Below are 14157 nucleotides of genomic sequence, written 5' to 3'. Positions count from 1 at the left end.
GGCTTGGGGGGAAGGAGCAAGACCGATGAGCGTGAATTTGCTGACGCTGGAGGGCGTTCATACGCACATCGGCGCGTACCACATCCTCCACGGCGTCGACCTCGTCGTGCCGAAGGGCCAGCTCACCATGCTGCTGGGCCGCAACGGTGCCGGCAAGACCACCACGCTGCGGACCATCATGGGCCTGTGGCACGCCTCGCAAGGCCGCGTGCGCTTCGGCGAACGTGACATCACCGCGCTGCGCACGCCGCAGATCGCCGAGCTCGGCATCGCCTACGTGCCCGAGAACATGGGCATCTTCTCCGACCTCACCGTCAAGGAGAACATGCTGCTTGCGGCGCACGGCGCGAAGAACGCCGAGCAGATGGACGAGGCCCGTCTGAAGTGGATCTTCGAGCTCTTCCCCGCGGTGCAGAAATTCTGGAACCACCCGGCCGGCAAGCTCTCGGGCGGGCAGAAGCAGATGCTTGCCGTGGCGCGCGCCATCGTCGAGCCGCGCGAGCTGCTGATCGTCGACGAGCCCAGCAAGGGCCTGGCGCCCGCGATCATCAACAACATGATCGAAGCCTTCGGCGCACTGAAGAAGAGCGGCGTGACGATCCTGCTGGTCGAGCAGAACCTCCATTTCGCGCAGCGACTGGGGGACACGGTTGCTGTGATGGACAACGGCCGCGTGGTGCACGGCGGGAGCATGGCGGCCTTCTCGGCCGACGAGGAACTGCAGCGGTCGCTGCTGGGACTGGCCCTATGAAACTCGACTTCGACTGGAAGCCGCTGCTGCTGGTCCCCGTGCTCGCGCTCGTCGCGCTGCCGCTGACCGGCTCCTTCTCCACCTGGCTCACGCTCACCGTCGCCGGGCTGGCCATGGGCATGATCATCTTCATCATCGCCTCGGGCCTGACGCTGGTCTTCGGGCTGATGGACGTGCTCAATTTCGGGCACGGCGTGTTCATCGCACTGGGTGCCTTCGTCGCGAGCACGGTGCTCGGCGGCATGGGCGACTGGACCGGCTCGCAGGAGGTCTGGCGCAACCTGGTGGCGGTGTTCCCGGCGATGCTGGTCGCCATGGCGGTGGCCGGCGCCGTCGGACTGGCGTTCGAACGCTTCATCGTGCGGCCGGTGTATGGCCAGCACCTCAAGCAGATCCTGATCACCATGGGCGGCATGATCATCGGCGAGGAGCTGATCAAGGTGATCTGGGGACCAGGGCAGATCCCGCTGCCGCTGCCCGACGGGCTGCGCGGCTCGCTGCTGGTCGGCGATGCGGCGATCAGCAAGTACCGCCTGCTGGCGGTGGCGGTCGGGCTCGTCGTCTTCGGGGTGCTGGCATGGACGCTCGCGCGCACCAAGATCGGCCTGCTCATCCGCGCCGGCGTGCAGGACCGCGAGATGGTCGAGTCGCTGGGCTACCGCATCGGGCGGCTCTTCATCGGCGTCTTCGTGGTCGGCAGCGCGCTGGCCGGATTGGGCGGCGTGATGTGGGGGCTGTTCCAGCAGAACCTGATCCCGCAGATGGGTGCGCAGGTCAACGTGCTGATCTTCATCGTGATCATCATCGGCGGCCTGGGCTCGACCACCGGGGCGCTGATCGGCGCCTTGCTGGTCGGATTGCTCACCAACTACACGGGCTTCCTGCTGCCGGTCGCGACGCAGTTCGCGAGCATCGCGCTGATGGTGGCGGTGCTGTTGTGGCGTCCGCAAGGCGTGTATCCCGTGGCAAGCAGCCGGTGAGGGCGGCGACATGATGCTGAAGCGCCTTCTTTCCAACGACATGCCGCGCAGCCGCGTCCTGGCGGTGCTGCTGGTGCTGCTGCTGATCGGGCTGGCCTTCGCGCCCTTCATCTTCCCGGGCGTCAAGGCGCTGAGCGTGGCGGCCAAGGTGCTGGTGTTCATCGTGCTGGTCGCGAGCTTCGACCTGCTGCTGGGCTACACCGGCATCGTGAGCTTTGCCCACACCATGTTCTTCGGGATCGGCGCCTATGGCATCGCCATCTCGGCGACACGGCTGGGGCCGGGCTGGGGCGCGCTGCTGCTGGGACTGGGCGCAGCGCTCGTGGTGTCGCTGCTGCTGTCGCTGGCGATCGGGCTGTTTTCGCTGCGCGTGCGGGCCATCTTCTTCGCGATGATCACGCTGGCGGTGGCCTCGGCCTTCCAGACGCTGGCCTCGCAGCTGTCGGACTTCACCGGCGGCGAGGACGGCCTGACCTTCAAGCTGCCGGAGCTGATCTCGCCGTCGTTCGAGTTCGCGGAGGAGCCCTTCCTCGGCGTGTCGCTCGACGGCCGACTGCTGTGCTACTACCTGCTCTTCGTCGCCGCGGTGGTGCTGGTGCTGGCGCTGCTGCGCATCGTGAATTCGCCCTTCGGCCGCGTGCTGCAGGCGATCCGCGAAAACGAGTTCCGCGCCGAGGCCATCGGCTACCGGGTGGTGGTCTACCGCACCACTGCCTCGGTGCTGTCGGCGCTGTTCGCGACGCTGGCCGGTGCGATGCTGGCGATCTGGCTGCGCTACAACGGGCCGGACACCTCGCTGTCCTTCGAGATCATGATCGACGTGCTGCTGATCGTGGTGATCGGCGGCATGGGCACGATCTACGGCGCGGCCATCGGCGCCGCGCTTTTCGTGGTGGCGCAGAGCTATCTGCAGGACCTGCTGCGTCTTGGCAGCGAGGCGGTGAGCAGCGTTGGCTGGCTGGCGGCGCTGCTGTCGCCCGACCGCTGGCTGCTGTGGCTGGGCGTGCTCTTCGTGCTTTCCGTCTATTACTTTCCGACCGGCATCGTCGGCCGTCTACGAGCAAGGGCCCATCGATGAATGCACCGACATCGAACTACCTGCAGGTCGCCGGCCGCGAGATCCACTGGATGGACTGGGGCGAGCAGGGCGGTCCCGTGGTCGTCGCCTGGCATGGCCTGGCGCGCACCTGCCGCGACATGGACGAGCTGGCCGGGCACTTCTCCGCGCGCGGGTTTCGCGTGATCTGCCCCGACACCCTCGGCCGCGGGCTGAGCCAATGGAGCCCGGCGCCCGACGACGAATACCACCTGGCCTTCTACGCGCGCCTCGCCGCAGGGTTGTGCGATGCGCTGGCACTCGAGCGGGTGCACTGGGTCGGCACCTCGATGGGCGGCGCCATCGGCATGGTCTGCGCAGGTGGCCTCGTCGAGCCTCGCATGAAGGCGCGCATCGCCAGCCTGGTGCTCAACGACAACGCGCCGCAGATCGCCAACGCAGCAGTCGAGCGCATCCGCTCCTATGCCGGCCAGCCGCCGGCTTTCGACACGGTGGCCGAGCTCGAGGCCTTCTTCCGCACGGTGTACAAGCCCTACGGCTGGCTCAGCGATGCGCAGTGGCGGCGGCTCACCGAGACCTCGACCCGGCGCCTGCCCGACGGTCGGGTGACGCCGCACTACGACCCGGCCATGGTGCGGCAGTTTGTCGTGCATCCCGAGGACTACGTGCTGTGGCCGCACTACGACGCGATCGAGGTGCCTGTTCTGTGCCTGCGCGGCGTCGATTCCGACCTGGTGCTGCCCGACACGCTGGGCGAGATGCAGCGCCGCGGCCCCGGCGCGGCAGGGCGCCTGCAGGTGATCGAGGTGCCGGGATGCGGCCACGCGCCGGCGCTCAACGTGCCTGCCCATCTCGACCCCATCGAGGCCTTTGTGCGGGGCGCCGGCATCTAGCGCGCAAGCTCGCCACAATCGGATCCGAATCAACTCGGAGTCATCGATGGCGCTTTCGTTCTACGACATCTCGGTCCCGGTCTTCCTTCGCGGACTCGGGCAACTATCCCACCTGCTCGACAAGGGCCTGGCGCATGCGCAAGAGTCGGGCATCGACCCGGCGGTGCTGGTGAATGCGCGGCTTGCACCCGACATGTTCACGCTGGCGGGGCAGATCCAGAGCGCGAGCGACGCTTCCAAGCTGGGCATTGCGCGCATCGCCGGCCTGACGGCGCCGAGCTTTCCCGATACGGAGACCACTTACCCGGAACTGCAGGCCCGCGTCGCGAAGACGGTCGACTATCTGCAGAGCGTGGACCGCGCGCTGGTCGACGGCTTCGAAGACCGGCCCGTCACGATGAAGGCCCGCGGCAACGAGCTGAACTTCACCGCGCAACGCTACCTGTTGCAGTTTGCGCTGCCCAACTTCTTCTTTCACGTGACCACCGCCTACGACGTGCTGCGGCATAGCGGCGTCCCGCTGGGCAAGATGGACTATCTGGGTCCGTTCTGAGCCATACGGGATTTCAAACGCGGGTCGGCCACCCGCTCAGATGGCGCTCGGCAATGGCGGCCAATGCCGTGATCCAGTCGCTGCGGTCGTTGAGGCAGGGGATGTAGTGGAATTCCTTGCCGCCCGACTGCAGGAAGGCGTCGCGGCCCTCCATCGCGATCTCTTCCAGCGTCTCCAGGCAGTCGGCGGGGAAGCCCGGGCACATCACGTCGACGCGCGCGACCCCTGATGCACCCAGCTCGCGCAGCGTGGGCTCGGTGTAGGGCTCCAGCCACTTCGCGCGGCCAAAGCGTGACTGGAAGGTGACGCGGTACTGCGCGTCGGCGAGTTTCAGGCGCTCGGCAAGCAGTCTCGCGGTCGCCAGGCATTGCACCTGGTACGGGTCGCCGAGGCGTATGTTGCGCTCCGGGATGCCGTGGAAGCTCATCAGCAGTCGGTCGGGCCGGCCATGGTGCTTCCAGTGGTCCTCCACGCTGCGGGCCAGCGCCTCGATGTAGAGCGGCTCGCCGTAGAAGTCGTTGACGAAGCGGAATTCCGGCACACGGCGCACGCGCGCGCTCCAGGCATTGACCGCATCGATCACGCTGGCGGTGGTGGTGCCGGAGTACTGGGGATAGGCCTGCAGCACCAGCACCCGCGCCGCACCTTCGGCCTTGAGGGCATCGAGCTGCGAGGGAATCGAAGGCTGGCCGTAGCGCATGGCCTCGCGCACGGTCACACGGTGGCCGCGCTCGCCCAGCCAACCGGCCAGCAGCTTGGCCTGCTTCTGGGTCCATACCTTCAGGGGCGCGCCCTCGGGCATCCAGACGCTCGCGTACTTGGCGGCCGACTTTGCAGGCCGGGTGCGCAGGATGATGCCTTGCAGGATCGGCGTCCAGAGCGCCTTTGGAATCTCGACGACGCGCGAGTCGCCGAGGAACTCGGCCAGGTAGGGGCGCACCGCGCGCGCGGTCGCTTCGTCGGGCGAGCCGAGGTTGCACCAGAGCACGGCGGTGCGCTCAGGGTCTGTGGCGGCTGCGGGAGCTTCGGGGCGAAAAGGCATGCGCTATTCTCGGCCATGGCCCTCGCGACCCCCGATTCCCAGGCGCTCGACGTGAAGCGCATTGCCGCAATCTCGCTCGATCTCGATGACACGCTCTGGCCCATCTGGCCGACGATCGAGCGCGCCGAGCGCGCGCTGCACGAATGGCTGCTGCGCGAGGCGCCGAAGACCGCGAACCTGCTCATCACGCCCGGTGTGCTGCGCGAGCTGCGCGAGGCCACCGAGAAGGAGCGTTCGGATCTGGCCCACGACCTCAGCGCGCTGCGCCGCGAGTCCATCCGCACTGCGCTCAAGCGCGCGCACGAGGACCCGGCCCTCGCCGATCCGGCCTTCGACATCTTCTTCGCCGAGCGCCAGCGCGTGACGCTCTACGACGACGCATTGCCCGCACTCGAGTGGCTCAGCGAGCGCTACCCGCTGGTGGCGATTTCCAACGGCAACGCCGACGTCCACCTGGCGGGCGTCGGGCGCTGGTTCCGCGCTGCCTTCAGTGCGCGCGAGTTCGGCAGCGCCAAGCCGCACCCGGCCATCTTCCGCGCCGCCGCCGCTTCGATCGGGGCCCCTCCGGAGCACGTGCTGCATGTGGGCGACGACGCGGCGCTGGACGTGGTGGGCGCGCTGGGCGCGGGCATGCAGGCCGCCTGGCTGGTGCGCGAGGAACGGCCCTGGGAACATGGGGCGCGGCCGCAGCTGATCGTCTCCAACCTGCAGGCGCTGTGCATGGCGCTGGACTCGGCCTGAGGATTTCCCGCATTCGTCGAGGGGAACTTCTGAGGGTGAAGAAGCCCTGAAGGGCTGGCTGCGCTGGCGCGGCCGGTCTCGTTTCTTCTTCTTCACATCTCCGGAAAGGATTCCTCTGAATGTTCAACGCCCGACGCCTGCCCGCATTTTTCCTCGTCCTCCTCGCGCTGCTGTCGCTGGCCCTGCCGCTCGCGGCGCAGGCGCGCGAGATGGTCAGCGCAGCGCGCAACGAGGTGAACCTGCGCAGCGGGCCAGGCAGCCGTTACGACACGGCGTGGATCGTCAGCCGTGGCTATCCGCTCGAAGTCCTGGCCCGCAGGGGCGCCTGGCTGCGAGTGCGCGACTTCGAGAATGACCGGGGCTGGGTGCTGAGCTCGCGAACGAAACGAACGCCTCATCACATCGTCACGGCCAGCGTCGCGAACCTGCGCGGCACGCCGAGTACGCGAGCCCGCATCGTTGGAAAGGCGCGCTATGGCGACGTGCTGCGCACGCTGGAGCGCCGTGGCGAGTGGGTGAAGGTGCGCCTTGCGCGCGGCGCCACGGGCTGGGTCGCGCGGCGGCTGCTGTGGGGCTGGTGACGCACAAGGGGCTGGCGCACCCTGCGTGTCGCAGGGGCCTACGCGGGGGCGAGGCTGCCGGCGGCCTTGCCGCTGCGCACGGCGCCTTCGATCGTCGCCGGGTACGGACCCTCGACATAGTCGCCGCAAGCCAGGAGGCCCGCCGCGATGCGGACGGGAGGGCGCTCGATTCCCGGCGTGCAGGCGAAGGTGGCACGTTTCTCGACGACCGTGAGCAGCGGCTGCAGATCGGCGAGGCCGAGCTGCTCGCGGGCCTGGGCCAGGACCTGTTGCTGCAGCAGTTCGCGTTGCTCGTTGCTGGCGCTCACCACGAAAGCCAGCAGCCCCTGAGGGCCGCCGAGCTGGCCGCGGTCGAAGACGAATTGGGCTGGCGCGCCGGCTGACGATCGCAGCGCAAGCAGCGGCGCGGGCAGCGCCGACCCGCCGGTGACATAAACCGTGGAGATCGCTTCGTGCTCCAGCGCCCGGGCCAATTGCGCCCAGCCAGCGGACTTGGGCGGGCCGGCGCTTTCGGCAAGGCGCGCGGCCTCCCACGACGGGCCGGCGAGCACCACGCAGTCGAAGCGCTCGCCGTCGACCTGCCAGCCCGTGTCGTCGCGCCCGATGCTCTGCACGCGCATGCCGGTGAGAACGCGTGCGCCGTGCTGCGCCAGCCAGCGCGCCGCGGCGTCGGGCAGCAGCGCGCCCAGGTCGACGCGGGGCAGCAGCAGGTCGGCGCCGCCGCGCCCTGCGAAGAGCGCATCGTGCAGCACGCGCAGGAAGACCTGGCCGCTGGCACGCTCGACGGGCGTGTTGAGGGCCGAGATGCAAAGCGGCTCGACCAGTTCGCGCCGCACGCGCGATGTCAGGCCGGCGCACAGCTGGCCGACCGAGGTCCGGGGATCGCAGCGGAAGCCGGCCGCGCGCCACGCGAGCGTGCGGCGCACCAGCGCGGCCTTGTCGCGCCACGACCAGCCGCGCGCGCCGAGGATGCCCGCCAGCAGGTCCAGCGGCGGTGGCCAGCCCGACGGTACGGCGAGGCCGCCGCCGTCGGCGAAGCGCAGCCGCAACGGCATCCGGTGCAGCACCGCTTCGGGATCGATGCCCATTTCCCGCATCAGGCCCAAGGTCGCGCTGTAGGCGCCGATCAGGATGTGCTGGCCGTTGTCGAGCATGACCGGCTCGCCGCCCGGCAATTGCGCGGGCAGGGCGCGTGCGCGGCCCCCCAAGGTGCGCGCGGCCTCGAACAGGGTCACCGCGTGGCCTGCGCGCGTGGCTTCGACGGCGCAGGCCAGGCCTGCCCAGCCCGCGCCGACGACGGCGATCTTTTCTCTCACAGCCTGCCGAGGGCTTGTACGCGCCAGGCCAGCCAGAGCTTGCGCAGCGGCGTCAGGCTCACGCGCTGCTCCAGCACCTTGAAGTCGTCACGCTCGATCTCGCGCAGCAAAGTGCGGTAGATGCTGGCCATCATGAGGCCCGGCTTCTGCGCGCGCCGGTCGGCCGCGGGCAGCAGGGCAAGGGCCTCCTCGTAGGCCGAATGGGCGCGCTGGGCCTGGAACTTCATCAGCGCCACGAAGCGTTCCGAGTGCAGCCGGTTGAGCACCTCGTGGGCCTTGACGTCGAACTGCTGCAGCTCGTTGACGGGCAGGTAGATGCGTCCGCGCAGCGCGTCTTCGCCGACGTCGCGAATGATGTTGGTGAGCTGCAGCGCCAGCCCGAGCTTGTGGGCGTAGGCCGTGGTCTGCGCATCGGTCTGGCCGAAGATGCGCGCCGCGGCTTCGCCTACCACGCCGGCGACAAGGTGGCAGTAGCGCTTGAGGGCCGCGAAGTCCAGATACCGGGTCTGTTCCAGGTCCATCTGGCAGCCGTCGATCACCTCCTGCAGGTGGCGCGTCTCGATGCCGTAGGCATTGGCATACGGCATCAGCGCCTGCATCACCGGATGCTGTGGATGGCCATCGAATGCCTGCGCCACCTCCTTGCGCCACCAGGCCAGCTTGGTGGCCGCGACACTCGGATCGCTGACCTCGTCGACGACATCGTCGACCTCGCGGCAGAAGGCATAGAAGGCCGTGATGGCGGCACGCCGAGGCTTGGGAAGAAACAGGAACGCGTAGTAGAAGCTGCTGCCCGAAGCGGCCGCCTTGTCCTGGACGTACTGCTCGGGCGTCATCGTGGAAAACTCGTCATCGCGGGGGATTGTCTCCGCATCCGCAGGGTGCGCCAGGCCAGCAGCGGTGCATCGGTCTTGCCGATGGTCGGGCGTTGCGACCAGGTATCGAAGCCCAAGGCCTCGATCTTGTCGAGGATGCGCAAGCCACCCTGGACGACAAAGCGCAGCTCCCAGCCGGCGCGGCCCGGCAGGCGGTGCACGAGCGGGGCGCCTTCGTTCATCAGCCGTCGGGCCCAGCCCACCTGGGCCGCGACCAGCGCGATGGCGGACGGCGGCGGCTCGGACGGCGCCAGCGGCCGGAAGGCCCGAAGGCCCTGGGCAGTGAGGCCGTGCGACGCGAGCTCGGCAGCCGGCAGGTAGTAGCGGCCGCGCGGCAGGTCGACGCTCAGGTCCTGCCAGAAGTTGATCAGCTGCAGGGCACTGCAGATGGCGTCGCTCTGGGCAAGGGCGCCGGCATCGTCCACGCCGTAGAGATGCAGCAGCAGCCGGCCGATCGGGTTGGCCGAGCGGCGGCAGTAGTCCAGCAGCTCTGCGCGATCGGTGTAGCCGGCCCGGTCGCGGGTCTTCTCGATGTCCTGCATGAAGGCCGCGAGCAGATCGGCCAGCAGGGGCTCGGGCAGGGAGAAGTCGCGCATCGCATGGGCGAGCGGGCCGAAGACCTCGGGCCAGCGCGCCGAAGGCGCCGCCCCGCGGGCCGCGGCCGCAAGCTCGGCGCGAAAGGCGCGCAGGTCTTCGAGCCGCTGGGCCGCACCGGCGTCGCCCTCGTCGGCCATGTCATCGGCCGTGCGGGCGAAGGCATAGATCGCCGCAATGGGTGGGCGCAGGCGCGGCGGGCACAGCCAGGAAGCGACCGGGAAATTCTCGTAGTGGGCGTGGGCTGCGGCGATGGCAGGGTGGGGCGTGGAAGGCACGCGCCGGATTGTCGTTGACACCGGTTCTCGTTTACCCTAGATTACTAACCGGCCGGTCATTAATGACCCCGATCTTCTGCCAAGGGTGCTCCATGACCGCGTCATCCGCTTCCGTCGTCTTCCGTCACGCCGGCCTTCTGCTTGTCGCCGCCCTGGCGCTCGCGGGCTGTTCCCGCCCCCAGCCTGCCGAGGAGCCTTTGCGGGCGGTCAAGGTCGTGGCGGTCGGCACCAGCGCCTACGACAGCGAGCCCGAGTTCTCCGCCGAGGTGCGCGCCCGGGTCGAGTCGCGGTTGGGCTTCCGCGTGGCGGGCAAGATCACCCGCCGCCAGGCCGAGCTCGGCCAGCACGTCAACGCCGGCCAGGTGCTGGCGCAACTCGATCCGCAGGACTACCGACTGGCGGCCGAGGCGGCGCGGGCCCAGCACGCCGCCGCACTCACCAACCGCGACCTGGCCCAGGCCGATCTCAAGCGATATCGCGGACTGCGCGAGCAGAACTTCATCAGCGCTGCCGAGCTGGAGCGACGCGAGAGCACCTACAAGGCCGCGCAGGCGCAGCTCGAGCAGGCGCAGGCGCAGATGGCCTCGCAGGGCAACCAGGCGCAGTACACAACGCTCGTGGCCGACGTGCCGGGCATCATCACCGCGATCGAGGCGGAGCCGGGCCAGGTGGTGACGGCCGGTGCTCCCGTCGTCCGCATCGCGCAGGACGGCGCGCGTGACGTGGTGTTCTCGGTGCCGGAAGACCGCGCCGCCCTGGTCACGCCAGGCTCGGCGGTTGCCGTGCGGGGCTGGTCGGGTGGCCAGGAAATGGAAGGCAAGGTGCGCGAGGTGGCGGCCAGCGCCGACGCGGTGACGCGCACCTTCACCATCAAGGTCGCCATCGACGCCGCCACGGCGCCGGCCCTGGGCGCGACCGTCTATGCCCGACCGCAGGCCCTGTCGCGCAGCGGCACGCCGGTGCTGAAGCTGCCGACCAGCGCACTGCGCCAGGAAGGCAAGGGCAGTGCGGTGTGGGTCCTCGACAAGCCGAGCATGACGGTGCGCTCGCAGCCGGTGCAAGTGGCCACCGCCGACGGCAACGAGGCGGTGATCGGCAGCGGCCTCGCGCCGGGGACGCTGGTGGTAGTGGCCGGCGTGCACGTCCTGTCGCCGGGACAGAAGGTGTCGATCTACCGCGAGAAAACGGCGCAGCCCGCCGCGCCGACGCAGGAAACCGTCAATGCGCCGGGGCACGTCACCCCGGTTTCCTCCGCCCGCTGAGGACGTTGGGATGACGTCCGAGACCACCGTTGCCGGTGCCCGCAAGGCGAGCTTCAATCTTTCGAAATGGGCGCTGGACCATCCGGCGCTTACCCGCTACCTGATGCTGGTGCTGATGCTGCTGGGCTTTGCGGCCTACTTCCAGCTCGGCCAGGACGAGGACCCGCCCTTTACGTTCCGTGCGATGGTGGTGCGCACCTACTGGCCGGGTGCCACGGCGCAGCAGGTGGCCGAGCAGGTGACCGACAAGCTCGAGCGTACGCTGCAGGAGGCGCCCTATGCCGACAAGATCCGCAGCTATTCGAAGCCCGGCGAGTCGCAGATCATCTTCCAGATCAAGGACTCGTCGAAGCCCGGCGACGTAGCCAACGTCTGGTACACGGTGCGCAAGAAGATCGGCGACATCCGCGGCACGCTGCCTGCGGGCATCCAGGGGCCCTTCTTCAACGACGAGTTCGGCGATGTCTACGGCGTGATCTACGCGCTCGAGAGCGACGGTTTCAGCTATGCCGAGCTGAAGACCTTCGCGGACGACGTGCGGCAGCAGTTGCTGCGTGTGAAAGACGTGGCCAAGGTCGAGCAGTTCGGCGTGCAGGATGAAAAGATCTTTGTCGAGGTCTCGCAGAAACGCCTGGCCCAGTTGGGGCTCGACTTCAATTCGGTCCTGACCCAGCTCGGCCAGCAGAACGCCGTCGAGAGTGCCGGCGCGATCCAGGCGCCGCAGGACGTCTTGCAGGTGCGGGTGGCCGGCCAGTTCACCAGCGTGGAGCAGTTGCGTGCGATGCCCATCCGCGGCAGCTCGGGCAGCCAGATCCGGCTCGGCGACATCGCGGAGATCCGGCGTGCCTACGTCGATCCACCGCAGGTCAAGGTGCGGCACCAGGGCCAGGAGGTGATCGCGCTGGGCATCTCCATGGCCAAGGGCGGCGACATCATCGCGCTGGGAAAGTCGCTGCGCGCGGCCACTGCCGAAATCGACAAGCGCCTGCCCGCGGGCGTGAAGCTCGCGCAGGTGCAGGACCAGCCGGTGGCGGTCTCGACTTCCGTGAATGAATTCGTGCACGTGCTGATGGAGGCGGTGGCGATCGTGCTGGCGGTGAGCTTCATCGCTCTCGGGCTGCACAAGGGCGGGCGCTTCGGCTATTACATCGACATCCGCCCGGGACTGGTGGTGGCGATCACCATTCCGCTGGTGCTTGCAGTGACCTTCCTGGCGATGAACTATTTCGGCATCGGGCTGCACAAGATCTCGCTGGGCTCGCTGATCATCGCCCTCGGCCTGCTGGTGGACGACGCGATCATCGCGGTGGAGATGATGGTGCGGAAGATGGAGGAGGGTTACGACAAGGTGCGCGCCGCCACCTTCGCCTACGACGTCACCGCCAAGCCGATGCTGACCGGTACGCTCATCACCGCTGCGGGCTTTCTGCCGATCGGCATCGCCAAGTCGGTGACGGGCGAGTACACCTTCGCGATCTTCGCGGTGACGGTGATCGCGCTGGTGCTGAGCTGGCTGGTGTCGGTGTACTTCGTGCCCTACCTTGGCACCCTGCTGCTCAAGGTGAAGCCGCATGACCCGGAGGAGCCGCCGCACGAACTCTTCGACTCGGGTTTCTACAACACCTTCCGGCGCACGGTGAACTGGTGCGTGGAGCACCGCTGGCTGACCATCGGCGCGACGCTGCTGACCTTTGCGCTGGGCATTGTCGGCATGGGCAAGGTGCAGCAGCAGTTCTTCCCCGACTCCAGCCGGCCCGAGATCATGGTCGAGCTGTGGTTTCCCGAAGGAACCTTGTTCGCCGCCAACGAGGAGGTGACCAAGCGGGTCGAGCAGCGGCTGCTGAAGGAGCAGGGCATCACCACCGTCAGCACCTGGGTCGGCTCCGGCGTGCCGCGCTTCTACCTGCCGCTGGACCAGGTGTTCCCGCAGACCAACGTTTCGCAGCTGATCCTGCTGGCGCAGGACCTCAAGTACCGCGAGTCGTTGCGGCTCAAGCTGCCAACGCTGCTGGCGCAGGAGTTCCCCGAGATCCGCGGACGCGTGAAGCTGCTTCCCAACGGCCCGCCGGTGGCCTACCCGGTGCAGTTCCGCGTCATCGGTACCGAGCCGGAGCAACTGCGCGTGCATGCCGACGAGGTCAAGGCGATCATGCGCGACAACGCCAACATGCGCGGCGTGAACGACAACTGGAACGAGTCGGTCAAGGTGATCCGGCTCGAGGTCGACCAGGCCAAGGCGCGCGCCCTGGGCGTCACCAGCCAGGCGATCGCGCAGGCGTCGCGCACCATGTTCAGCGGCACCAACATCGGCCAGTACCGCGAGAACGACCTGCTGATCGACATCGTGCTGCGCCAGCAACCGGACGAGCGCGAAGCGATCTCGGACATCGGCAACGCCTATCTGCCGACCAGCTCGGGCCGTTCGATCCCGCTCACGCAGATTGCCCGGCCGGTGTTTACCTGGGAACCGGGGGTGATGTGGCGCGAGAACCGCGACTACGCGATCACCGTGCAGGGCGACATCGTCGAGGGCCTGCAGGGCGCCACCGTCACCGAGCAGCTGCTGCCGGCGCTGCGCACGCTGGAAGCCAAGTGGCATGCCGAAGGGCAGGGTGCCTATCGCATCGAGGTGGCCGGCGCCGTGGAGGAGAGCAGCAAGGGCTCGTCCTCGATCGTGGCCGGTGTGCCGATCATGCTGTTCCTGGTGTTCACACTCCTGATGCTGCAATTGCACAGCTTCAGCCGCTCGATTCTGGTGTTCCTGACGGGGCCGCTGGGCATCGCCGGCGTGGCTGGCGCGCTGCTGGTGTCGAACCGGCCCTTCGGCTTCGTGGCGCTGCTGGGCGTGATTGCGCTCATGGGGATGATCCAGCGCAACGCGGTGATCCTGATCGACCAGATCGAGCACGACCGCGCTGCCGGCGTGCCGACCTGGGATGCGATCGTCGAATCTGCAGTGCGCCGGCTGCGGCCGATCGTGCTGACCGCTGCGGCAGCGGTGCTGGCGATGATTCCGCTGTCGCGCAGCGTGTTCTGGGGGCCGATGGCGATCTCGATCATGGGCGGCCTTATCGTTGCCACCGTCCTCACGCTGCTGGCCTTGCCTGCGATGTACGCGGCCTGGTTCCGCGTCCGGCGCGATGAGCACAACCCGGCCAAGGAGGCCGAAGAGGCCTTGGTTCGCGCTTAAAATAGACGGTTGACCGATTTCAGGCGGTCGGCTTTTCCGGCCGG

The 14157-nt window shown here is 68.4% G+C and carries 13 protein-coding genes; 9 read left to right on the top strand and 4 right to left on the bottom strand.

Annotated features, from left to right (window positions below; genetic code table 11):
* Positions 1-25: 25 nt before the first annotated feature.
* Genes E5CHR_RS16070 through E5CHR_RS16050 form a run of 5 tightly spaced genes read left to right on the top strand, consistent with a single transcriptional unit; the run spans position 26 to position 4234 of the window.
* Positions 26-751, top strand: a complete 726-nt coding sequence (locus E5CHR_RS16070) for an ABC transporter ATP-binding protein (protein WP_162580778.1) — start codon at positions 26-28, stop codon at positions 749-751.
* Positions 748-1731 (top strand): branched-chain amino acid ABC transporter permease, encoded by a 984-nt coding sequence (locus tag E5CHR_RS16065; protein ID WP_162580777.1) that lies wholly within the window; start codon positions 748-750, stop codon positions 1729-1731. Before E5CHR_RS16070 ends, E5CHR_RS16065 begins: the two co-directional genes overlap by 4 nt.
* A gap of 13 nt (positions 1732-1744) precedes the next feature.
* Positions 1745-2809, top strand: a complete 1065-nt coding sequence (locus tag E5CHR_RS16060) for a branched-chain amino acid ABC transporter permease (protein WP_174255792.1) — start codon at positions 1745-1747, stop codon at positions 2807-2809.
* Positions 2806-3681 carry an alpha/beta fold hydrolase gene (locus tag E5CHR_RS16055; protein WP_162580775.1) on the top strand — a complete coding sequence of 292 codons (876 nt, stop codon included), beginning with the start codon at positions 2806-2808 and terminating at the stop codon, positions 3679-3681. Before E5CHR_RS16060 ends, E5CHR_RS16055 begins: the two co-directional genes overlap by 4 nt.
* Before the next feature lie 46 nt (positions 3682-3727).
* Positions 3728-4234 (top strand): DUF1993 domain-containing protein, encoded by a 507-nt coding sequence (locus E5CHR_RS16050; RefSeq protein ID WP_162580774.1) that lies wholly within the window; start codon positions 3728-3730, stop codon positions 4232-4234.
* Between the two features lie 13 nt (positions 4235-4247).
* Here the strand turns inward: E5CHR_RS16050 and hemH are convergent, their stop codons facing one another.
* Positions 4248-5276: a ferrochelatase gene (hemH, locus tag E5CHR_RS16045; RefSeq protein WP_162580773.1), complete on the bottom strand. Its 1029-nt coding sequence runs from the start codon at positions 5274-5276 to the stop codon at positions 4248-4250.
* Between the two features lie 15 nt (positions 5277-5291).
* Between hemH and E5CHR_RS16040 the strand changes: the two genes are divergently transcribed.
* Together E5CHR_RS16040 and E5CHR_RS16035 are read left to right on the top strand one after the other, a co-directional pair.
* Entirely contained in the window at positions 5292-6017 is a 726-nt protein-coding gene (locus tag E5CHR_RS16040) for an HAD family hydrolase (protein ID WP_162580772.1), read from the top strand.
* A gap of 119 nt (positions 6018-6136) precedes the next feature.
* On the top strand, positions 6137-6598 hold the full coding sequence (locus tag E5CHR_RS16035; RefSeq protein ID WP_162580771.1) for an SH3 domain-containing protein: 462 nt from the start codon (positions 6137-6139) through the stop codon (positions 6596-6598).
* A gap of 38 nt (positions 6599-6636) precedes the next feature.
* On the opposite strand, the gene hpnE is transcribed toward E5CHR_RS16035, so the two are convergent.
* The 3 genes from hpnE to hpnC are packed head-to-tail and all read right to left on the bottom strand — an operon-like array spanning position 6637 to position 9661.
* The gene (gene hpnE, locus E5CHR_RS16030; RefSeq protein WP_162580770.1) at positions 6637-7914 is read right to left on the bottom strand and encodes a hydroxysqualene dehydroxylase HpnE; all 1278 of its coding nucleotides are present in this window, start codon (positions 7912-7914) and stop codon (positions 6637-6639) included.
* On the bottom strand, positions 7911-8750 hold the full coding sequence (gene hpnD / locus E5CHR_RS16025; RefSeq protein ID WP_162580769.1) for a presqualene diphosphate synthase HpnD: 840 nt from the start codon (positions 8748-8750) through the stop codon (positions 7911-7913). The genes hpnE and hpnD overlap by 4 nt, the downstream gene beginning before the upstream one ends.
* The gene (gene hpnC / locus E5CHR_RS16020; RefSeq protein WP_443083118.1) at positions 8747-9661 is read right to left on the bottom strand and encodes a squalene synthase HpnC; all 915 of its coding nucleotides are present in this window, start codon (positions 9659-9661) and stop codon (positions 8747-8749) included. The genes hpnD and hpnC overlap by 4 nt, the downstream gene beginning before the upstream one ends.
* 92 nt (positions 9662-9753) lie before the next feature.
* Between hpnC and E5CHR_RS16015 the strand changes: the two genes are divergently transcribed.
* A complete protein-coding gene (locus tag E5CHR_RS16015) occupies positions 9754-10923 on the top strand; it encodes an efflux RND transporter periplasmic adaptor subunit (RefSeq protein WP_162580768.1) in 1170 nt (389 codons plus the stop codon).
* Between the two features lie 10 nt (positions 10924-10933).
* Positions 10934-14113, top strand: coding sequence for an efflux RND transporter permease subunit (locus E5CHR_RS16010; RefSeq protein ID WP_162580767.1), 3180 nt, complete (start codon positions 10934-10936; stop codon positions 14111-14113).
* Positions 14114-14157 lie beyond the last annotated feature (44 nt).

This window comes from Variovorax sp. PBS-H4 (genome assembly GCF_901827205.1).
Lineage (GTDB): Bacteria > Pseudomonadota > Gammaproteobacteria > Burkholderiales > Burkholderiaceae_C > Variovorax.
Note: the sequence above shows the minus strand (reverse complement) of the source record. Positions and strands in the feature narration are given on the sequence as shown.